The sequence below is a fragment of the Vreelandella sp. 2A-K22 genome (assembly GCF_054065485.1).
Window position 1 is genome coordinate 1 of the sequence record NZ_JBSUGC010000028.1, and the last position, 17,864, is coordinate 17,864.

The 17,864-nt window shown below is 52.3% G+C and carries 27 protein-coding genes and 2 pseudogenes; 14 read left to right on the top strand and 15 right to left on the bottom strand.

Translation table 11 applies throughout. The annotated features are described in order from the left end of the window. The 11 genes from ACW17M_RS23575 to ACW17M_RS23625 all read right to left on the bottom strand — a co-directional run. Positions 1-253: TrbG/VirB9 family P-type conjugative transfer protein (locus ACW17M_RS23575; protein WP_457548191.1), on the bottom strand; the 253-nt coding region annotated here is incomplete at its 3' end. 10 nt (positions 254-263) lie between these two features. Beyond that, a complete protein-coding gene (locus ACW17M_RS23580) occupies positions 264-962 on the bottom strand; it encodes a virB8 family protein (protein WP_000646594.1) in 699 nt (232 codons plus the stop codon). Further along, on the bottom strand, positions 952-1,110 hold the full coding sequence (locus ACW17M_RS23585) for a hypothetical protein (RefSeq protein ID WP_012561180.1): 159 nt from the start codon (positions 1,108-1,110) through the stop codon (positions 952-954). The genes ACW17M_RS23580 and ACW17M_RS23585 overlap by 11 nt, the downstream gene beginning before the upstream one ends. Before the next feature lie 70 nt (positions 1,111-1,180). Continuing rightward, positions 1,181-2,221 carry a type IV secretion system protein gene (locus ACW17M_RS23590; RefSeq protein WP_001749958.1) on the bottom strand — a complete coding sequence of 347 codons (1,041 nt, stop codon included), beginning with the start codon at positions 2,219-2,221 and terminating at the stop codon, positions 1,181-1,183. A gap of 15 nt (positions 2,222-2,236) precedes the next feature. Beyond that, complete coding sequence (gene eexN, locus ACW17M_RS23595; protein ID WP_001749959.1) at positions 2,237-2,464, bottom strand: IncN-type entry exclusion lipoprotein EexN; 228 nt, start codon at positions 2,462-2,464, stop codon at positions 2,237-2,239. Positions 2,465-2,471: 7 nt separating this feature from the next. Then, positions 2,472-3,185, bottom strand: coding sequence for a type IV secretion system protein (locus ACW17M_RS23600; protein WP_001749960.1), 714 nt, complete (start codon positions 3,183-3,185; stop codon positions 2,472-2,474). A gap of 17 nt (positions 3,186-3,202) precedes the next feature. Then, positions 3,203-5,803, bottom strand: a complete 2,601-nt coding sequence (locus ACW17M_RS23605; RefSeq protein WP_012561149.1) for a VirB4 family type IV secretion/conjugal transfer ATPase — start codon at positions 5,801-5,803, stop codon at positions 3,203-3,205. Next, positions 5,803-6,120: a VirB3 family type IV secretion system protein gene (locus tag ACW17M_RS23610; protein WP_000496058.1), complete on the bottom strand. Its 318-nt coding sequence runs from the start codon at positions 6,118-6,120 to the stop codon at positions 5,803-5,805. The genes ACW17M_RS23605 and ACW17M_RS23610 overlap by 1 nt, the downstream gene beginning before the upstream one ends. Positions 6,121-6,169: 49 nt before the next feature. Beyond that, on the bottom strand, positions 6,170-6,463 hold the full coding sequence (locus ACW17M_RS23615; protein WP_001749962.1) for a hypothetical protein: 294 nt from the start codon (positions 6,461-6,463) through the stop codon (positions 6,170-6,172). Between the two features lie 9 nt (positions 6,464-6,472). Beyond that, positions 6,473-6,754, bottom strand: a complete 282-nt coding sequence (gene korA / locus ACW17M_RS23620; RefSeq protein WP_016338364.1) for a transcriptional repressor KorA — start codon at positions 6,752-6,754, stop codon at positions 6,473-6,475. A gap of 8 nt (positions 6,755-6,762) precedes the next feature. Then, the gene (locus ACW17M_RS23625; RefSeq protein WP_013279384.1) at positions 6,763-7,500 is read right to left on the bottom strand and encodes a lytic transglycosylase domain-containing protein; all 738 of its coding nucleotides are present in this window, start codon (positions 7,498-7,500) and stop codon (positions 6,763-6,765) included. 108 nt (positions 7,501-7,608) lie between these two features. Between ACW17M_RS23625 and ACW17M_RS23630 the strand changes: the two genes are divergently transcribed. Genes ACW17M_RS23630 through ACW17M_RS23655 form a run of 6 tightly spaced genes read left to right on the top strand, consistent with a single transcriptional unit; the run spans position 7,609 to position 9,840 of the window. Continuing rightward, entirely contained in the window at positions 7,609-7,914 is a 306-nt protein-coding gene (locus tag ACW17M_RS23630) for an H-NS family nucleoid-associated regulatory protein (protein ID WP_012561154.1), read from the top strand. Between the two features lie 15 nt (positions 7,915-7,929). Beyond that, positions 7,930-8,274: a hypothetical protein gene (locus ACW17M_RS23635; protein WP_012561155.1), complete on the top strand. Its 345-nt coding sequence runs from the start codon at positions 7,930-7,932 to the stop codon at positions 8,272-8,274. Then, positions 8,271-8,585, top strand: a complete 315-nt coding sequence (locus ACW17M_RS23640; RefSeq protein WP_016338363.1) for a TrbM/KikA/MpfK family conjugal transfer protein — start codon at positions 8,271-8,273, stop codon at positions 8,583-8,585. The genes ACW17M_RS23635 and ACW17M_RS23640 overlap by 4 nt, the downstream gene beginning before the upstream one ends. A gap of 35 nt (positions 8,586-8,620) precedes the next feature. After that, on the top strand, positions 8,621-8,932 hold the full coding sequence (locus ACW17M_RS23645; protein ID WP_013279382.1) for a hypothetical protein: 312 nt from the start codon (positions 8,621-8,623) through the stop codon (positions 8,930-8,932). Between the two features lie 55 nt (positions 8,933-8,987). Further along, positions 8,988-9,629, top strand: coding sequence for a restriction endonuclease (locus tag ACW17M_RS23650; protein ID WP_012561158.1), 642 nt, complete (start codon positions 8,988-8,990; stop codon positions 9,627-9,629). A 4-nt stretch (positions 9,630-9,633) separates the two neighbouring features. Continuing rightward, positions 9,634-9,840, top strand: coding sequence for a hypothetical protein (locus tag ACW17M_RS23655; protein ID WP_001749967.1), 207 nt, complete (start codon positions 9,634-9,636; stop codon positions 9,838-9,840). Positions 9,841-9,850: 10 nt separating this feature from the next. Here ACW17M_RS23655 and ACW17M_RS23660 read toward each other — a convergent pair. After that, positions 9,851-10,123 (bottom strand): annotated as a pseudogene (locus ACW17M_RS23660) (IS1 family transposase); the annotation flags it as partial. Positions 10,124-10,221: 98 nt separating this feature from the next. On the opposite strand from ACW17M_RS23660, the gene ACW17M_RS23665 reads away from it, so the two are divergent. Next, positions 10,222-11,655, top strand: a complete 1,434-nt coding sequence (locus tag ACW17M_RS23665; protein WP_001288432.1) for a DNA cytosine methyltransferase — start codon at positions 10,222-10,224, stop codon at positions 11,653-11,655. A gap of 33 nt (positions 11,656-11,688) precedes the next feature. On the opposite strand, the gene ACW17M_RS23670 is transcribed toward ACW17M_RS23665, so the two are convergent. Both ACW17M_RS23670 and merR read right to left on the bottom strand, forming a co-directional pair. Then, entirely contained in the window at positions 11,689-12,897 is a 1,209-nt protein-coding gene (locus tag ACW17M_RS23670) for a type II site-specific deoxyribonuclease (RefSeq protein WP_000110241.1), read from the bottom strand. An 86-nt stretch (positions 12,898-12,983) separates the two neighbouring features. Next, positions 12,984-13,439 carry an Hg(II)-responsive transcriptional regulator gene (merR, locus tag ACW17M_RS23675; protein WP_001166628.1) on the bottom strand — a complete coding sequence of 152 codons (456 nt, stop codon included), beginning with the start codon at positions 13,437-13,439 and terminating at the stop codon, positions 12,984-12,986. A gap of 71 nt (positions 13,440-13,510) precedes the next feature. Here merR and merT point away from each other — a divergent pair, with 71 nt between their 5' ends. From merT to ACW17M_RS23710, 7 genes are all read left to right on the top strand, one after another. Further along, positions 13,511-13,876 (top strand): mercuric ion transporter MerT, encoded by a 366-nt coding sequence (merT, locus tag ACW17M_RS23680; RefSeq protein ID WP_001294656.1) that lies wholly within the window; start codon positions 13,511-13,513, stop codon positions 13,874-13,876. A 15-nt stretch (positions 13,877-13,891) separates the two neighbouring features. Further along, positions 13,892-14,167: a mercury resistance system periplasmic binding protein MerP gene (gene merP, locus ACW17M_RS23685; RefSeq protein WP_000732275.1), complete on the top strand. Its 276-nt coding sequence runs from the start codon at positions 13,892-13,894 to the stop codon at positions 14,165-14,167. 27 nt (positions 14,168-14,194) lie between these two features. Further along, positions 14,195-14,620, top strand: coding sequence for an organomercurial transporter MerC (merC, locus tag ACW17M_RS23690; protein WP_000522996.1), 426 nt, complete (start codon positions 14,195-14,197; stop codon positions 14,618-14,620). 38 nt (positions 14,621-14,658) lie between these two features. Next, positions 14,659-16,344: a mercury(II) reductase gene (merA, locus tag ACW17M_RS23695; RefSeq protein ID WP_000209296.1), complete on the top strand. Its 1,686-nt coding sequence runs from the start codon at positions 14,659-14,661 to the stop codon at positions 16,342-16,344. 17 nt (positions 16,345-16,361) lie between these two features. Next, a complete protein-coding gene (merD, locus tag ACW17M_RS23700; RefSeq protein ID WP_001277466.1) occupies positions 16,362-16,727 on the top strand; it encodes a mercury resistance co-regulator MerD in 366 nt (121 codons plus the stop codon). Further along, a complete protein-coding gene (gene merE / locus ACW17M_RS23705; RefSeq protein WP_001087807.1) occupies positions 16,724-16,960 on the top strand; it encodes a broad-spectrum mercury transporter MerE in 237 nt (78 codons plus the stop codon). The genes merD and merE overlap by 4 nt, the downstream gene beginning before the upstream one ends. A 65-nt stretch (positions 16,961-17,025) precedes the next feature. Then, a complete protein-coding gene (locus ACW17M_RS23710) occupies positions 17,026-17,238 on the top strand; it encodes a DUF3330 domain-containing protein (RefSeq protein ID WP_000993245.1) in 213 nt (70 codons plus the stop codon). A gap of 237 nt (positions 17,239-17,475) precedes the next feature. On the opposite strand, the pseudogene ACW17M_RS23715 reads toward ACW17M_RS23710, so the two are convergent. Then, positions 17,476-17,742 (bottom strand): annotated as a pseudogene (locus ACW17M_RS23715) (DDE-type integrase/transposase/recombinase); the annotation flags it as partial. Between the last annotated feature and the right edge of the window lie 122 nt (positions 17,743-17,864).

Here is a 17,864-nt window from a genome sequence, read left to right on the forward strand (position 1 = left end):
CCGATCTGTGCGCAAACGTCCAGCTTTCAGAATCGCCAAAAGCATGAGTGATATAGGTTTCGTCAGGCGCGACAACAATGTGGGTAGCCACACCGGCGATAGCGTCAATTTTGACCACATTAACAGGGTTATAAACAACGCTTTTAATGCGATAGTCATAAGGAGAATTGCGGCCAACCTCAAGCGCCATAACGTTAGTGGCCGCGCCTCCCAGGACTGACAAAACGACTGCTGAAAGAAGTAGTTTTTTCATGGGGCAGCCCTCAGTTAACTTCCGGGTTGACGCGATAACTCGTCACGCGGAAACCCAGCGGGTTGACATAACGCTGCTCAGCATTCATCGCCAGCGATTTATATTCATACCCCATAATGGCAATCCAGCGCTGCGGCTGATCATCAACGGGATTGCTGCGCACGCGGCGAACCGTAGTAAAGCGTATCGTTGCTACGCCGTGCGGTTTATCGAGGATCACAGAGTTAATCTTCACGCGGGTCGTTTCACTGTCGCCCAGAACCTTATCAAGACCGTTGCGGCCCTTGAACTTGCTCTGGTAAGACTCTGCCACGTTCGGCGTGGACATTAAGCCAACGGCCGTATAGTCGACCTGAACTGAATAGAAGTCATAGCTCTCACGGTGAATGACATATTGTGTCAGCCAGAACTTATCAATTTCGTCACCATAAGAGGTCTGGTCGCGGGTCAGCTTGACCTGCTGTACTTCGTGAGTGGCCTCGTTGAGCGTTAGCAGATGTGCGGGGATTGGCTGGCTGTACTTATGCACCACGTAACCAACTAAAGAGAGTGCAAAAACAGTTACCACCGCTGAACCGGTGGCAACCATCCAGGCGGTACGCCGGGACTTCAGCACTTCATCCATCAGATCAACTTCAAGCCCTTTACGGCTTTCGTTGAACTCTTTAATGGCTTCACGTGTAAGCCCTGTTTTTTTATTAGCTTTCATTTGCACCACCTTGCGTATCAACCGGGATTGTTTTGTTTACTGGAACGGTGTTGCTCCAGTCCGGCTCCGGTGGCGGTTTATGCCCGCTGGAACAGGCGCTAATCAGAAGAACTCCCATAAGCAATAAGCTGCGCATTACGGCATCCATTATCGGTTGTTGAACGTACTAATTATAATAAGTCGTCGAAATTGCAATTTCAACGACTTTTGTTTTAATTTTATGCAGCCTTCTTCCCTCGACTGCCCCTTGCCTTACCACTTAAATTAGAACCACTGCTTCCTCCGCTGTTGCTGCCACTTCCTCCACCTGCCGATTGCTGGCCGCCGCCACTGTTACCGCCTCTGAACGCATTACCGCCAAACATGCCGTGGCTGCCCATATTGCCAAGCGCCTGCATGGAAGAACCCGTAGAGCGTGCGGCGTCAGCAACTCCGGCGCTGATACCGCTACCCCAGCTGGCGGCAATTTGCGGAATCTGGAACAGAACGAAAACGGAAATGACCGTCAGTAATAAGGCGGAGATAGAACCAGTGATTGATGAGTAAGCGGCATCAGAGTTCATCGAGGACAGGAGGTTGTCGAACATCTGCATGATGAAACCAAACACGAGCGCAAGAATGACGACGACAAGGCCATAGTTAATGACCGACGCCAGCCAGCGAGCAAAGATGTTTTTTGTCGCTCCCCACAGCAGGCAGAAGATTGCAATCGGGCCAAAACAAAGCGTAACGGCCAGAAGGATTTTAGCCATGATCACAAAGCCCGCACCGAGGCCGCCCAGCACAACGGTAGCAATCATCATAATGCCGCCAATGGCATACGCGGCCAGGCCGCTCGATGAAAACACGTCTGCGGCTTCCCATGCGGTGTTGACGATCTTGATACCTTTTTCAATACCGCTATCAATAATCGCCGGTACGCCACTTGCACCGACTTTATTAGGGGCAGACAGTATCCCAGCAAAATCATCCGGCAGGTGAAGCGCCACGTTGACCAGTTCCTGTTGATACCAGCCGCCCGCCGTTGCAAAGCTCAGGATAAGGGCTATGGAAAGATACTCTTTAATCAGCGAACTCAGGCTGTCGCCCGCCCCCGGATTAAACGCTGAGTACATCCCCTGAACCATCAGCTTGATTGTCAGACAGGTGGCAATCAGAGGCGTTACATCAGAGATAATGGTGGCAACATTGGCGCTCACCATTGACGTAATCGCCCCGTCTACTTTTGCGAAAATGTCTGCGACTAGGGTGAATGCCATATTGCCTCCTTACTCCTAAATTTTCGGTGAATTGATTTCGCCGTCTTTTTTGCCGAACACAAACAGCTGACGATCGGCTTCGCGCGCGTTTTTGCAATCAGGTTTCTGAAGTTCATCCGCGTCTTTCTTGCATTCCTGAATTGTTGCCTTGCGCTCTTTCTCATGTTTTTTGTACCACTCCACGTCATGCGAGGCATCGCAGGCCACCAGGAGGAAAGGGATAACAAGCAGTAGTTTTTTCATAATTACCTCAGTTAATTGAAGGTGACGCGGTAACGTCCCCGCCGGTTCCAAAAACAAAATTGTGGGTGGCACGTTCTTTCTGCGCACGTAATAGCTTGTCCTGTGACTGCTGCAACATGTTCATCAGATTCAGCTTCGCCTGCTCACCCTGAATAGCACCCTGTGACGTCTGGATACGGGCCTGTAAGTCAGCAATCGATTTCAGGTCTGGAGTCGTTTTAATCTGCTCCGTCAGCTCCTGCATATCGGTTAGTTCCTGCATCTGGTTGTTGTAGGCTTTTTCTGCCATAACGCGGTCATAAGCGCCTTTTTCAGCCAGCTTTTTGTTCATGTAGGTAATTGCTTCGCTGGGCGTCATGTCGTCAACTTCCGCATTAAACTGGCCCATCATGCTGTTAACTGAAGGCGTGACGGAAGAACTGGAGTTCATGGCGTCGCTGTAAATCTCCTTCCAGTTGTCCGGCAAATTATTTGCCAGCGTGCTGGTAGACGTCCCCAGCAGATCGCCCAGGTTGGTTGTCTTTGCCATCGACTCATACATATTTTTCTGCGTTTGCAGCTGGCTTTTAAGCTGCTCCAGCTGCTGCGCCATTTGCTGAAGCTGCTCGACCTGTTTAGCCAGTTCAGTAGGGTTGGTCACGATGATGCCTGCGGAAGCGCTTTGCGCGCCTCCCAGAATCAGGCCGGTGGTCAGCAATACTGCCGTCAGTGTTTTTTTCATGGTGTTTTGCCTCGTTGTTAAGCCGTCAGGCGCCAGTATTCTTTGAGCCATACTTCAGGGTCATTACCGAGCCGTTCAACCAGCTCATGCGCAATTTCGGCATTTTGTGGTTCACCGGACAACACGCTAAGAACGTTGTCCATTGTCTTAATATCTGCATCAATATCGTCGCTGTTGCGAGGGTAGAGATTGAAAGAAGCAATCGCAGACTGTTGCCCTTGTTTAACCAGGAACTGTCTGGAGTGTTCGGTAATCGACATCAGCGCGTCGTATTCAGCATCAGTAAGGAAGGCATAATCCTCTCGGATAGCTTCCGGATCGCGCAGGCAGATTTTTGTGACGGTCTGCGACATGATCGTGCGGCCAATACGGCTGGACAGCGCATCGTTCGGCTCCTGCGTGGCAAACACATAGATAGCGTCTTTCTTACGGTCAGTTTTGATACCACGCTTAACTTCACGCTCGATAACCGGATCGTCAAGGTAGGCGTGGAACTCGTCAAAGCACTGAATGACGCGGCGTTTGCCGTCGATGGAGTCACGTACCCGGTACAGAAGGTACATCATGAGCGGAGTACGGGCCGGGCTGGATACTTCCTCTTTGGCTGCGATAAACTCGGATAAATCGAAGCCAAAAATATCATTCGCGCTGAGATCCAGGCTGTCTTTATCATTGTCAAACAGCCAGCCATACTGGCCTTCGCGCGTCCATTCGCGCAGCAGCCCTTTCAGTGATACGCCATTTTCCACAACTTCATTCACGTACCCGTCCAGGATAGTAACGGTGCGCGCCTCGCGTGGAATAAGTGAGCCTTCCCCCATAACCGCATCAACGCCTTCAGCCAGTTCGGTAGCCATCGTTGCGCTGATAGGCCCGTTATTGGTGGTTTCCACACAAATGCGGAACAGGTTTTTAATGAGGGCAATATTGCGTTTGGTCGGTTCAATCTGAAGCGGGGCAAACCCGGACGGCATACCCTGTTGCAGAACTTTATAGTAGCCACCAACGCTTCGAATGAACGGCTCCATACCGCGGTCACGGTCATAAACAAAAAGCCGCGGGTTGTACTTCATTGACTGCGCCAGCAGGAAGTTAAGCAGCGTGGTTTTACCTTCCCCCGACATACCCGTTATTAACGCATGGCCCAGCGGGCGTTTACCGTAGGAAAGTTCTTCAAGCGGGGTCACATGGAAATTAAAATAGAGTGGCGTACCGCTGATCGTGCGGAACATGGTCAGCGCTGGCCCCCACGGGTTATTGTCAGGCTTGCCACGCATAAAATTGTGGAACGGGCTGAAGTGCAGGAAGTTCCATGAGTTTATCGGAACCGGGCGCGGCGCCCATTTCTGGTTGCCAGGCAGTCTCGCATAATATGCAGCCTCAGAGGCCAGGCTGAGAGTCCCGCCAACCACGCCACAGCCGGTTAGCATAACCTTCACACGACGCGCTTTGCGCTGTACCGCGTTTTGGTCATTATCCCAGACATGCACGGTTCCATGATGGTAGCCCATCACGAACTCTCTGGACGTCAGCATATCGAGCGCGGTACCAAGCTGTGCCAGCTGGCTTTGCGCACGGTCGCGCGTTTCCTGCAAAGATTTTTCCTGATGCGTCAGAAACGTTTTAGCTGAAGATTCAGAGAGGCAAGAAAAACTCTGCGTCAGAAGGTATTCAAAATCGGCTTCTTTAAGCATGTTAAGCTGGCCTGGCTCTGTATCTTCTTCGTATTCACGAAATTCAATGCCGGTGGTATAGAAGTTGTGATCTACCGTTCTGATCTGGACAACATCCCCCCACAGTGAGCTAACAGGGCGGTTGTCCATGATGTACTCACGGATACGATCACGGCAAACAGGCACGATGGCCCATTCCATATTTGCGAGGAAATAAAGGAACTCCAGCGCTTTTGAATAAGCGTGAGCCTGCGAAGGTTCAGGCTCGTTGCGTTCGATAACAATGGCTTCGTCAAAAATGTCTGATTCATCGACTTCAGCAAGTTCTTCACGTTCTTTTTTATCAGGCGCAGGAATTTCAACACCGCGTTTGTCACGATAATAGATACCCAACTGCTGAATGCCATACGGCTTCATTGCTTCCAGGATTTGTTCAGAAATATCTTCCAGACCTTCAAGCGCCTCATTCTGCATTCGCTGAATTTCGTCACGAGTCGGCTTTTCAAATTTCGCCAGAAACTTCTGTGTTTTATCCCCTACCTGTTTGTAAATAACGGTCAGATAAAGGTCATTAATCAGCTGCTTGGAATCACCGTGCAGCTTACGGTTATATTGATCAACATAAGCAGGGAAAAAATGGTCATACTCACCATCCGGGTACTCTTTAGCCTCATGGTGATATTCATGCGTCCACAGCTCTACATGGTCTGTTCCGAAGCTCTTGACCAGCGTATTAAGGTCTTTATGCCAGGTGACCAGTTCCCGATCTGATGCGCAGTCATGTGTGCGGCCATCCAGCTTGAAAAAAGCCATCAGATCGCCGTTTTCCATCGAAATCACGTAATCATTGAGGTGATAAGAATAGGGCAAATACTTTTTATTTACTGATGGCTCCTTACGGTAGGCATCAATTTTTTTTGGCTTCGTAGCGGTGGCAGCTCTCATTATTTTAAACCCTTACGTTTGTAGTCAACAGAGGAATAAGACGATCCTCCCCACTGCTTAAACGGAGAATCAAACCAATTACTGAATTTGGTTTTCAACCACAGGCCCATAATTCGAAACATGCGGTCGTCATATTTTGTTAATGCAGCTGAAGGAATCCACAAAAAGACGAACACCAGGATCGCCCACATATGAATAATCATAAAAAGCGAGGCAGAAATCATGAATATCATCATAGCTACATTACGTGGTACACCCAGCGCGCGAGGTAAGCGAGTCGCACCTTTGAAAAGCGGTCTTTTCCCGTCAACGAACATCTTTGTAGTCCTCACTTTGGGGGACAAAAGTCCCCCCTTTTCGCGTTGTTCAGCTTCCTACGCCCGTCAGGGAAACCAGAAATGATGCAGAACCAATACCAATCAGCGAGATTACGATACGAGGAATAAAGCTGGCTGGGATTACGTGAAGCATCCACATAAAGCAACTAACCATGATCGCAATAGCACAACCAATTGGAATCCATGTGCTCAACCACGTCTGGATTGATGTAGCGGTTGATTCACCAGTATCGGTGCCAGCGGCCAGCGCAATTTGCGGCAGGGCAATGGACAAAACGCCCATAACTACCGCAGGGCCATACTTCTTAAACAACGTGGTCATACTTTCTCCTTACTCACTATCTTCTGTTGATTGCAGATTTAACCGGCATTCTTCAACGCCACACTTATCTTTCAAAAACTCTGCCAGTAGCCTTAAATCAGCCCAGGTTCGTAGTTCATGCTCTTTGTTAACCCGAATGGAACATGCGATCTGGCCCAACTGTTCATCGTCTATCTGAAAAACGGGATACCACGTCTTTAATGAAACCCGTTTTATCGTTACCTCCTTCACTTTTCCTGTTTCAAATAGCTCCAGGATCTGTGATTGCAATACAAGGTACAAACGTTCCATCCATAACCTCACTCCCCCTTCGCTGTTTCCTGTTTGGTTAAAAAGGCATCCGTATTATTTCGGCTGAAGGCATCGCCATCACCCGAACCAAAAACATCTTGTTCACCGTCATACTGCGTGGCCGTACTTTTTGCCTGCTGAGGCTCAGTCGCGGTGCTGTCCTCACTGGTCTGGCCATCAGGTAGCAGCGTAGGGATTTTCAAATCAGTTGATTGACGCGCCACGTTGATAACTTTCGTGACATACCCGTTAGAAATCCCGTTTATGAGTGAGCCGGTGTTGTAGCAGGAAAGCGCGTGTCTCAGCGCAACCTGCCCGGCTGGATAGGATTTCAGGGCGCTATCATAACAGGCTTTAAGGATGGTCTGGCTCGCCCGCAGGTTGATGCAGGGCTTGAAAATATCGTCAACCGAAAGACCCAGGCCCACTAAATTATTTGAGTTAATTTGTGCAAGGCCCATATCAAAACTTTTATTATCCTTCAGCAGAACTTTCGAAACGCTGACGGCCTCAGCTTCAGTACGTGGTTGCTGTTTTAACTGGGTACTACCACCGTTAATATTGATCCTGTACGGCCCATTTGAGGACTCATGGCCGACGATGTACGCCATTGTTAAGGGTGAAACATCAGGCGCACATCTCTGCGCAAGCCTGGCAACTTCATCTGAGGCAGGCGCAGCACTGGCACGGCCAGCACAAGCAAGGCAGGCCAGAGCGAGAACCAGAAGTTTTGGATGTTTACTCATTTACGTTTCACCGCGTAATTGTAATTTCGACGACTTATGTTTATGATAAGGGCTAATGAGATCGTGTCAAGAAGAAACGAAAAGAAAACCTCTGAAGGAAGGAAGGTAATGCTGGTTCCCCTGAAATCAGAAAAACGCCCCAAAGGTGAACCCATGTATCGTGACCCGGATAACCCTTTTAATACGTGGACTGGTATAGGGAAGCGCCCGGCCTGGCTAACTGCAAAATTGGACGCTGGCATTAGCCTGGAAGCCATGAAAATGCAGGGCGTTGCCAACCCCAGAGAACATAGACAAGTAAAATACCGCGACCCCAGGAACGCAGAAAATACCTGGTCCGGGACTGGCCGCCGACCAACATGGCTCAAAGAGCTGCTTGATAGTGGTTTATCACTTGATGATCTAAAGATATAACCGGAGAGTATAAAAATGGGCGATGTTATTGATTTTGCGGAAAAGCAAAAAGGCAGAAGGAAGAAAAAGGCATTTTCCATTCCGCCCATTTTAAGAAAATTCCGTGTCCATGCTATCAGGTTACTCGCCAGCATCATCAAATCCGGCTCTTATTCAGTTGCTTATATCGTTAAGAAAATTACAGGAAAGTTAATCAAGTTGTTCGCAATGTTAACGATTTTCGTTTTTATTGTCGAATATATCGCAGGCGATATAGGTTACAAATCTATTTATAACTCTGCGTTATTATTAATATTACTTACCGTTATCAACATTCTGGCGGGTGTATATCTGAACAAACTGTTAAGGACAAAACAATGAAGAAACTCTTAATCCCTCTGATAGCAGCTGGTAGTCTGCTTTATCTTCCTGCCAGCCATGCTGAAGATCCCTGCAAAGTTATTATGTGCATGGCGGGCAAGCTCACCGGCGATAGCGGCGGAAGCGAGTGTAACAGTGCTGAAGCTGCTTTCTTCAATATCGTTAAAAAGAACAAGCACGGCTTTTTACCCAACCACACGAGGGATGCCAGGAAGGCTTTTCTTAATGAATGCCCGGATAATGGCGAAGGTGGAAGTAACCAGTCGATGATAAGCCAGATCATAAGTAAATACGGGAAAGTTCGCTTATAGGCGGGCTAGGAATAATCTCAATTTAAGGAGCCAACGTGAAAAAAATTATATTAAGTGCATTAGCCTGTACAGCTCTCTTAACTGGTTGCGTCAGCCAGGATAAAGGTAATGCGATGCAGAGCCAGATGAATAACCAGCAACGCCAGATTAACGAATTATCCGTTCGTTTGCAGTCTGCGGAGTCCCGGCTATCAAAGCAGGAAGAAAAGCTGCGCAACGAACTGCTGCAATCCAGCGGCTATTGCTATCTGAATGGCGCCCGCTACTCGACCGGCACCGTACTTTACGGGCGGATTTGCCAGAATCAGTCAGGCAGCGCTTCGTGGCAGGTTTACAGCCGTCGCTAAACACCAGGGCGGTTTAACCGCCCTTTTCTTTACCCACAGAAAGCACACTATCACCATGTTCCCCTTCCCCACTACAGAAAACCTTATTCTATGGGCTTGCAGCGCCATCGCACTGTTTGCCGTTGTATTCTTCCGGCGTTCAGTACGCAACCGACGACACAAAAGGAAGCAGCAAAGTGCGCGGCGGGTGCTGGAGCGCATAAAGACGTTGCCGGGCTTCCCACAAAAAATTAACTACCTGAGGAAAATTGATCCTTTTGTGTTTGAAGAACTGTTGCTGGAAGGATTTGAAGCGCATGGCTTCAGAACCATCAGAAACAAACGCTATACCGGCGATGGAGGCATTGACGGCCAGGTAATAATAGGAAAATATCGCTATCTTATTCAGGCTAAACGCTATCGCGGCCATATTGCTTTACAGCACGTACAGGAGTTCGAGAAGTTGCTTAAACGTCATAACTGTCGCGGTCTGTTTTGCCATACCGGGAAAACCGGCGCAGGTTCAAAATCTGTCAGTATTGCCAGTGAACGGATGGAGATTATCAGCGGCCAGCGCCTGATAGATTTGCTCACGCCCGGCAGCTCCTTCACTATCGCAACCGCCCCGCAGACGATGATGAAGCGTACCGCAGCAACACTAGAAACGAGCACCATTGTTAAAGATGCCGGTAAAGAAAATCGATACCATGAGAGTTAATTAAATGAAGTCAGTAACTATAGAAGCAAAAACATTTGCTGAAATGTTAGGAATAACAGAAGGTGAATTAATCTTTGCCATTAAGAAAACTGGCACATTCAAAAACAAGACCATCCCACAACCTCATGAGCCACATAAATCAAATAATAGATTTTTATATTCAGACGTAATGAGGTTTATAGAATCACTAAAAGACAAAGAGAACCGGTAATGACTCCAACTTACTGATAGTGTTTTATGTTCAGATAATGCCCGATGACCTTGTCATGCAGCTCCACCGATTTTGAGAACGACAGTGACTTCCGTCCCAGCCTTGCCAGATGTTGTCTCAGATTCAGGTTATGTCGCTCAATGCGCTGAGTGTAACGCTTGCTGATAACGTGCAGCTTTCCCTTCAGGCGGGATTCATACAGCGGCCAGCCATCCGTCATCCATACCACGACCTCAAAGGCCGACAGCAGGCCCAGAAGACGCTCCAGCGTGGCCAACGTGCGTTACCTAACAATAAACCTGTTTAAATATCCAGATAAAAACATTCAATCTGGGTCAAATGAGTGATACAGTTTCACCCATAAGACCCAATGGAGGCAATATGTCTGAATTTGAATTACTGGCGCAGGATCTGCTTGAGAAAGCAGAAGCGGAAGAACAACTGCGACAGGAAAATGATAAAAAGCTGCTCGGGCAGGTGCTGGAAATCTATGACCAGAAGTACGTGGCTGAACTGCTTAGAAAAGTTGGTAAAAATGAGTGGAGTCGCGAGACTCTTAATCGCTGGATTAATGGTAAGTGCTCACCTAAGACGCTGACGTTAGCCGAAGAGGAACTTCTACGAAAAATGCTTCCGGAAGCGCCTGCACATCACCCTGACTATGCCTTCCGGTTTATTGACCTGTTTGCTGGGATTGGAGGTATACGGAAGGGCTTCGAAACCATCGGTGGCCAGTGCGTTTTTACCAGTGAATGGAATAAAGAGGCTGTGCGCACATATAAAGCTAACTGGTTTAACGATGCTCAGGAACACACTTTCAATCTCGATATTCGGGAAGTCACGCTCAGTGATAAACCTGAAGTACCTGAAAACGATGCCTATGCTTACATTAATGAGCATGTGCCGGATCATGATGTACTTCTAGCAGGTTTCCCCTGTCAACCGTTCAGCCTTGCGGGCGTAAGCAAGAAAAACTCGCTCGGGCGCGCGCATGGTTTCGAATGTGAGGCTCAGGGAACGCTTTTCTTCGATGTGGCGCGTATTATACGCGCAAAAAAACCTGCCATCTTTGTTCTTGAAAACGTTAAAAACCTGAAGAGCCATGACAAGGGTAAAACCTTTAAAGTCATCATGGATACCCTCGACGAACTGGGCTATGAAGTTGCGGATGCAGCTGAGATGGGCAAAAACGATCCTAAAGTTATCGACGGAAAGCACTTTTTACCTCAGCACCGAGAACGTATCGTTTTGGTCGGTTTCCGTCGTGATCTGAACATTCACCAGGGCTTTACCCTGCGCGATATTAGTCGTTTTTATCCGGAACAGCGTCCGTCATTTGGCGAACTGCTGGAACCCGTGGTTGACAGCAAATATATACTGACGCCGAAACTCTGGGAGTATCTCTATAACTACGCCAAAAAGCACGCAGCTAAGGGTAACGGATTCGGTTTTGGCCTCGTTAATCCTGAAAATAAAGAAAGCATTGCCCGTACGCTTTCTGCTCGCTATCACAAAGACGGGTCTGAAATTCTGATAGACCGTGGCTGGGATATGGCCACAGGTGAAACAGACTTCGCGAACGAAGAAAATCAGGCGCATCGGCCCCGCAGGCTGACTCCACGAGAGTGCGCGCGCCTTATGGGTTTTGAAAAAGTAGATGGCAGGCCTTTTCGCATTCCTGTGTCAGACACTCAGTCGTACAGGCAGTTCGGTAACTCCGTAGTGGTGCCCGTGTTTGAAGCCGTAGCCAAACTGCTTGAACCTTATATCCTGAAAGCGGTTAATGCCGATTCGTGCAAGGTTGAACGAATCTGATCGCTCCTCCCGGTATTTATGCCGGGAGATAATCTATGGAATATCTGCGTAAAGCCCTGTCAGCTCAGCAATAAACGCACCTAGCGTCATTAGCTCAGCTCTCACCGCCTCCGGGTATTTTTTGTGCAGCGATGATGGCACGACCAATCTGACACCCGACTCCCGCATCTCCCGATATTGAGCCAGAGAAACTCCCTCTTGGAGTGTAAACAGATGCACCTGATGAATTTTATCGGCCTCATTCAGTATCTGACGCCAGCGATCCTTACAGGTAGTCTTGACTGCCAGCATGCGCAGATTTTCTACGGGAAACTCAGTATCGTGGTAAGCCCCTGCGGAAGGGAAAAGGAAATCGGGTTTTTTATTACCTTCTGTGATGGCCTGCGTCGCAAAGTGTCGCAGGCCGTGCTCAATGAATAGATGCTCCAGGTGCAGTTCCAGCGACTTCCCGGCTCTGGATTTACGGCGATTGCTGACAGAATTGGCCAGCGCAATAAATTCATCCACAGAGCCAAATCCTTTCCGGATGATATCCAGAACATGCAGTTCCTCAACCAATAGAAATATGTCGTACTCCACGCGCCGGCGGTCAAGAAGTTGCTCATCCGGATCAAGGGAATTTTTCACATAATGGCTGGCTGCATACTGAATAATTTCACTTCCCGACGGAAAGCGCAGGTGCCAGTCTTCAGGTAGAATATATTTATGATTTACTGGCGCTTGCTGTAGAGATAGTCCGCCTAGAATCTGTCCTGCGGGGCCGGATATAAGCGCTCCGGGTATAACTTCACCAATAGCGGTCTCAATGACGTCCTCTTCATCAGTGCTGGCGCATACCCAAATATTTACTTCCTTACAGTCCCCCCCTTGCTCATCAAGCTTGAAAGCCAGGAGCGTCAGAGCCCCTGTATTTTCAGGATTCTGAAGTGGGCTGCCTCTACCCCAGCGGGTAATCCTTTTTTCATTCCGGGTTTTACCAAAATGACGGCTGTTATAATAAATTGCCCGGGCTTCGCTGTCAGGGCAATCATGCGATGACACATGTGCGGTGAGAAAAACCGAAGGGTTCAGTTCACGGGTATGGTTGATAGACGGAAAGAGTTTTTCAACGATACCTGAAGGGATATAAAGCCCTACCTGGTGACCACCTGTTGCGCCGGTATCGTTGGCGGAAAGGCGTTTGATGTAGACGAAGTAATTCTCACATGCGATCTCAAGTAGCCAGTTGTGGAAAACCGACATAAGCATCCCCTGTTACCCTGAAACTCTACTCACCATTTTTTCATGATTATATAGGGGTCGTCTCAGAATTCGGAAAATAAAGCACGCTAAGGCGTAGTCACCCCGTGACTCCCCCGCGCCGATGCAGCGAGCTTCGTTCCGTCTTGCAGTGACGCAATCAGCGGGCAGGAAACGTTCCCTTTCCGCGCATGGCAGGCGCACACCAGTTCAGACAGCACGGCCTCCATGCGTGCCAAGTCGGCCATCTTCTCGCGCACATCCTTGAGCTTGTGCTCGGCCAGGCCGCTGGCTTCCTCGCAATGGGTGCCATCCTCCAGCCGCAGTAGCTCGGCGATTTCGTCCAGGCTAAAGCCCAGCCGCTGGGCCGATTTCACGAACCGCACTCGTGTTACATCCGCCTCGCCATAGCGGCGAATGCTGCCATAGGGCTTGTCTGGCTCCGGCAGCAGGCCCTTGCGCTGGTAGAACCGGATGGTCTCCACATTGACCCCGGCCGCCTTGGCAAAAACGCCAATGGTCAGATTCTCAAAATTAATTTGCATATCGCTTGACTCCGTACATAACTACGGAAGTAAGCTTAAGCTATCCAAACCAAATTTGAAAGGACAAGCGTATGTCTGAACCACAAAAGTCTGAACCACAAAACGGGCGCGGCGCGCTCTTCGCCGGTGGGCTGGCCGCCATTCTTGCGTCGGCCTGCTGCCTGGGGCCGCTGGTTTTGATCGCCTTGGGGTTCAGCGGGGCATGGATCGGCAACCTGACGGTGCTGGAACCCTATCGCCCGATCTTCATCGGCGCAGCGCTGGTCGCGCTGTTTTTCGCCTGGCGGCGCATCTACCGCCCGGCGCAAGCCTGCAAACCGGGTGAGGTCTGCGCGATTCCCCAAGTGCGAGCTACTTACAAGCTCATTTTCTGGATCGTGGCCGCGCTGGTCCTGGTCTCGCTCGGATTTCCCTACGTCATGCCATTTTTCTATTAATCACAGGAGTTCATCATGAAAAAACTGTTTGCCGCCCTCGCCCTCGCTGCCGTTGTTGCCCCCGTGTGGGCCGCCACCCAGACCGTCACGCTGTCCGTGCCTGGCATGACCTGCGCCTCTTGCCCGATCACTGTCAAGCACGCGCTTTCCAAGGTTGAGGGCGTGAGCAAGACCGACGTAAGTTTCGACAAGCGCCAGGCCGTCGTCACCTTCGACGATGCCAAGACCAACGTCCAGAAGTTGACCAAGGCGACCGAGGACGCGGGCTATCCGTCCAGCCTCAAACGCTGATCCGTTAACCGAACTCGGGAGCGACACATGGGACTCATCACGCGCATCGCTGGCAAAACCGGCGCGCTCGGCAGCGTCGTTTCCGCGATGGGCTGCGCCGCCTGTTTTCCTGCCATCGCCAGCTTTGGCGCGGCCATCGGACTGGGCTTCTTGAGCCAGTACGAGGGGCTATTCATTGGCATCCTGCTGCCGATGTTCGCCGGCATCGCGTTACTCGCCAATGCTATCGCTTGGCTCAATCATCGACAGTGGCGACGCACGGCGCTCGGCACGATAGGCCCGATCTTGGTGCTGGCAGCGGTGTTTTTAATGCGGGCTTACGGCTGGCAGAGCGGTGGACTGCTCTATGTCGGCCTGGCCTTGATGGTTGGGGTGTCGGTCTGGGATTTCATCTCGCCAGCACATCGCCGCTGCGGGCCGGACAGCTGTGAATTGCCAGAACAACGTGGCTGACGGCAACAGCCGTAGCCACCACAGAAAAGGAAAAATACATGACCACCCTGAAAATCACCGGGATGACCTGCGACTCGTGCGCGGCTCACGTCAAGGAAGCCTTGGAGAAAGTGCCCGGCGTGCAATCGGCGCTGGTGTCCTATCCGAAGGGCACAGCGCAACTCGCCATTGAGGCGGGCACGTCATCGGATGCGCTGACTACCGCCGTGGCCGGACTGGGCTACGAGGCAACGCTTGCCGATGCGCCACCGACGGACAACCGCGCCGGCCTGCTCGACAAGATGCGCGGCTGGATAGGGGCCGCTGATAAGCCCAGTGGCAACGAACGCCCGTTGCAGGTCGTCGTCATTGGTAGCGGTGGAGCCGCGATGGCGGCAGCACTGAAGGCCGTCGAGCAAGGCGCGCAGGTCACGCTGATTGAGCGCGGCACCATCGGCGGCACCTGCGTCAACGTCGGTTGTGTGCCGTCCAAGATCATGATCCGCGCCGCCCACATCGCCCATCTGCGCCGGGAAAGCCCATTCGACGGCGGCATGCCACCCACACCGCCGACGATCTTGCGCGAGCGGCTGCTGGCCCAGCAGCAGGCCCGTGTCGAAGAACTCCGTCATGCCAAGTACGAAGGCATCCTGGACGGCAATTCAGCCATCACCGTTCTGCACGGTGAAGCGCGTTTCAAGGACGACCAGAGCCTTATCGTTAGTTTGAACGAGGGTGGCGAGCGCGTCGTGATGTTCGACCGCTGCCTGGTCGCCACGGGTGCCAGCCCGGCGGTCCCGCCGATTCCGGGCTTGAAAGAGTCACCCTACTGGACTTCCACCGAGGCCCTGGCGAGCGACACCATTCCCGAACGCCTTGCCGTAATCGGCTCGTCGGTGGTGGCGCTGGAGCTGGCGCAAGCCTTTGCCCGGCTGGGCAGCAAGGTCACGGCCCTGGCGCGCAATACCTTGTTCTTCCGTGAAGACCCGGCCATCGGCGAGGCGGTGACAGCCGCTTTCCGTGCCGAGGGCATCGAGGTGCTGGAGCACACGCAAGCCAGCCAGGTCGCCCATATGGACGGTGAATTCGTGCTGACCACCACGCACGGTGAATTGCGCGCCGACAAGCTGCTGGTCGCCACCGGCCGGACACCGAACACGCGCAGCCTGGCATTGGAAGCGGCGGGGGTAGCCGTCAATGCGCAGGGGGCCATCGTCATCGACAAGGGCATGCGCACCAGTAGCCCGAACATCTACGCGGCCGGCGACTGCACCGACCAGCCGCAGTTCGTCTATGTGGCGGCAGCGGCCGGCACTCGTGCGGCGATCAACATGACTGGCGGCGATGCGGCCCTGGACCTGACCGCAATGCCGGCCGTGGTGTTCACCGACCCGCAGGTCGCCACCGTGGGCTACAGCGAGGCGGAAGCACATCACGACGGGATCGAGACCGACAGTCGCCTGCTAACACTGGATAACGTGCCGCGTGCGCTTGCCAACTTCGACACACGCGGCTTCATCAAGCTGGTCATCGAGGAAGGTAGCGGACGGCTCATCGGCGTGCAAGCGGTGGCCCCGGAAGCGGGTGAACTGATCCAGACGGCGGTGCTCGCCATTCGCAACCGTATGACCGTGCAGGAACTGGCCGACCAATTGTTCCCCTACCTGACCATGGTCGAAGGGCTGAAGCTCGCGGCGCAGACCTTCAGCAAGGACGTGAAGCAGCTTTCGTGCTGCGCCGGATGAGGAAAAGGAGGTGTTCAATGAGCGCCTACACAGTGTCCCGGCTGGCCCTTGATGCCGGGGTGAGCGTGCATATCGTGCGCGACTACCTGCTGCGCGGATTGCTACGGCCGGTCGCGTACACCACGGGCGGCTACGGCTTGTTCGATGACACCGCGTTGCAACGGCTGCGCTTTGTACGGGCTGCCTTCGAAGCGGGTATCGGCCTGGACGCACTGGCGCGGCTGTGCCGGGCGCTGGATGCTGCGGACGGTGACGGTGCGTCTGCGCAGCTTGCCGTGTTGCGGCAACTCGTCGAGCGTCGGCGCGAGGCCCTGGCCAGCCTCGAAATGCAACTGGCCGCCATGCCAACCGAACCGGCACAGCACGCGGAGAGTCTGCCATGAACAGCCCAGAGCACTTGCCGTCTGAGACGCACAAACCGATCACCGGCTACTTGTGGGGCGCGCTGGCCGTGCTCACCTGTCCCTGCCATTTGCCGATTCTCGCCATTGTGCTAGCCGGCACGACGGCCGGCGCGTTCATCGGGGAGCACTGGGGTATTGCAGCCCTCACGCTGACCGGCTTGTTTGTCCTGTCTGTGACGCGGCTGCTGCGGGCCTTCAAGGGAAGATCATGACCGCTTCCCAGCCAGCCGAGAGTGGGCAGCTTTGAGCTTCGCTACCAATCTGGAGGAGTACCACCATGAACGCAAACGCCCCGAACACTGCCAGTTGCACCACCTGCTGCGTATGCTGCAAAGAAATTCCGCTCGATGCCGCCTTCACCCCGGAAGGCGCGGAATACGTCGAACATTTCTGCGGGCTGGATTGCTATGAACGCTTCCAGGCACGCGCCAAGGCCGCGACAGAATCTGACATTGCGCCTGTCCCTGGCGGTTCGCAGCCGTCAGATTGAGGCATACCCTAACTTGATGTCAGATGCCATGTGTCATTTTCAGAAGACGACTGCACCAGTTGATTGGGCGTAATGGCTGTTGTGCAGCCAGCTCCTGACAGTTCAATATCAGAAGTGATCTGCACCAATCTCGACTATGCTCAATACTCGTGTGCACCAAAGCGAGGTGAGCATGGCGACGGAGGCTCTGTTGCAAAGATTGGCGGCAGTCAGAGGTAGGCTGTCGCTCTGCGCCGATCAGGCGGCTGCTGCGAAATGGTGGTTGAGCATGCCCATGGCCTCCGTCAGCGCCGAGGGCCCAATGCCAAAAGCTCTCTCCACAAGGCGCACCTCGCCCCTGATGCCGGGCTGCAGGCACCAGGGGCGAGCCTGTCCTTTGCGCAGGGCTCGCATGACTTCGAATCCCTTGATCGTGGCATAGGCCGTGGGGATCGATTTGAAACCGCGCACCGGCTTGATCAGTATCTTGAGCTTTCCGTGATCGGCCTCGATCACGTTATTGAGGGCTCTGTTGCAAAGATTGGCGGCAGTCAGAGGTAGGCTGTCGCTCTGCGCCGATCAGGCGGCTGCTGCGAAATGGTGGTTGAGCATGCCCATGGCCTCCGTCAGCGCCGAGGGCCCAATGC

What these genes read in the sequence shown, in the direction of transcription:
- ACW17M_RS23580 (WP_000646594.1), bottom strand. Translation starts at nt 962, where the DNA reads ATGAAAGCTAATAAAAAAACAGGGCTTACACGTGAAGCCATTAAAGAG.
- ACW17M_RS23585 (WP_012561180.1), bottom strand. Translation starts at nt 1,110, where the DNA reads ATGGATGCCGTAATGCGCAGCTTATTGCTTATGGGAGTTCTTCTGATT.
- ACW17M_RS23590 (WP_001749958.1), bottom strand. Translation starts at nt 2,221, where the DNA reads ATGGCATTCACCCTAGTCGCAGACATTTTCGCAAAAGTAGACGGGGCG.
- eexN (WP_001749959.1), bottom strand. Translation starts at nt 2,464, where the DNA reads ATGAAAAAACTACTGCTTGTTATCCCTTTCCTCCTGGTGGCCTGCGAT.
- ACW17M_RS23600 (WP_001749960.1), bottom strand. Translation starts at nt 3,185, where the DNA reads ATGAAAAAAACACTGACGGCAGTATTGCTGACCACCGGCCTGATTCTG.
- ACW17M_RS23605 (WP_012561149.1), bottom strand. Translation starts at nt 5,803, where the DNA reads ATGAGAGCTGCCACCGCTACGAAGCCAAAAAAAATTGATGCCTACCGT.
- ACW17M_RS23610 (WP_000496058.1), bottom strand. Translation starts at nt 6,120, where the DNA reads ATGTTCGTTGACGGGAAAAGACCGCTTTTCAAAGGTGCGACTCGCTTA.
- ACW17M_RS23615 (WP_001749962.1), bottom strand. Translation starts at nt 6,463, where the DNA reads ATGACCACGTTGTTTAAGAAGTATGGCCCTGCGGTAGTTATGGGCGTT.
- korA (WP_016338364.1), bottom strand. Translation starts at nt 6,754, where the DNA reads ATGGAACGTTTGTACCTTGTATTGCAATCACAGATCCTGGAGCTATTT.
- ACW17M_RS23625 (WP_013279384.1), bottom strand. Translation starts at nt 7,500, where the DNA reads ATGAGTAAACATCCAAAACTTCTGGTTCTCGCTCTGGCCTGCCTTGCT.
- ACW17M_RS23630 (WP_012561154.1), top strand. Translation starts at nt 7,609, where the DNA reads ATGCTGGTTCCCCTGAAATCAGAAAAACGCCCCAAAGGTGAACCCATG.
- ACW17M_RS23635 (WP_012561155.1), top strand. Translation starts at nt 7,930, where the DNA reads ATGGGCGATGTTATTGATTTTGCGGAAAAGCAAAAAGGCAGAAGGAAG.
- ACW17M_RS23640 (WP_016338363.1), top strand. Translation starts at nt 8,271, where the DNA reads ATGAAGAAACTCTTAATCCCTCTGATAGCAGCTGGTAGTCTGCTTTAT.
- ACW17M_RS23650 (WP_012561158.1), top strand. Translation starts at nt 8,988, where the DNA reads ATGTTCCCCTTCCCCACTACAGAAAACCTTATTCTATGGGCTTGCAGC.
- ACW17M_RS23655 (WP_001749967.1), top strand. Translation starts at nt 9,634, where the DNA reads ATGAAGTCAGTAACTATAGAAGCAAAAACATTTGCTGAAATGTTAGGA.
- ACW17M_RS23665 (WP_001288432.1), top strand. Translation starts at nt 10,222, where the DNA reads ATGTCTGAATTTGAATTACTGGCGCAGGATCTGCTTGAGAAAGCAGAA.
- ACW17M_RS23670 (WP_000110241.1), bottom strand. Translation starts at nt 12,897, where the DNA reads ATGTCGGTTTTCCACAACTGGCTACTTGAGATCGCATGTGAGAATTAC.
- merR (WP_001166628.1), bottom strand. Translation starts at nt 13,439, where the DNA reads ATGCAAATTAATTTTGAGAATCTGACCATTGGCGTTTTTGCCAAGGCG.
- merT (WP_001294656.1), top strand. Translation starts at nt 13,511, where the DNA reads ATGTCTGAACCACAAAAGTCTGAACCACAAAACGGGCGCGGCGCGCTC.
- merP (WP_000732275.1), top strand. Translation starts at nt 13,892, where the DNA reads ATGAAAAAACTGTTTGCCGCCCTCGCCCTCGCTGCCGTTGTTGCCCCC.
- merC (WP_000522996.1), top strand. Translation starts at nt 14,195, where the DNA reads ATGGGACTCATCACGCGCATCGCTGGCAAAACCGGCGCGCTCGGCAGC.
- merA (WP_000209296.1), top strand. Translation starts at nt 14,659, where the DNA reads ATGACCACCCTGAAAATCACCGGGATGACCTGCGACTCGTGCGCGGCT.
- merD (WP_001277466.1), top strand. Translation starts at nt 16,362, where the DNA reads ATGAGCGCCTACACAGTGTCCCGGCTGGCCCTTGATGCCGGGGTGAGC.
- merE (WP_001087807.1), top strand. Translation starts at nt 16,724, where the DNA reads ATGAACAGCCCAGAGCACTTGCCGTCTGAGACGCACAAACCGATCACC.
- ACW17M_RS23710 (WP_000993245.1), top strand. Translation starts at nt 17,026, where the DNA reads ATGAACGCAAACGCCCCGAACACTGCCAGTTGCACCACCTGCTGCGTA.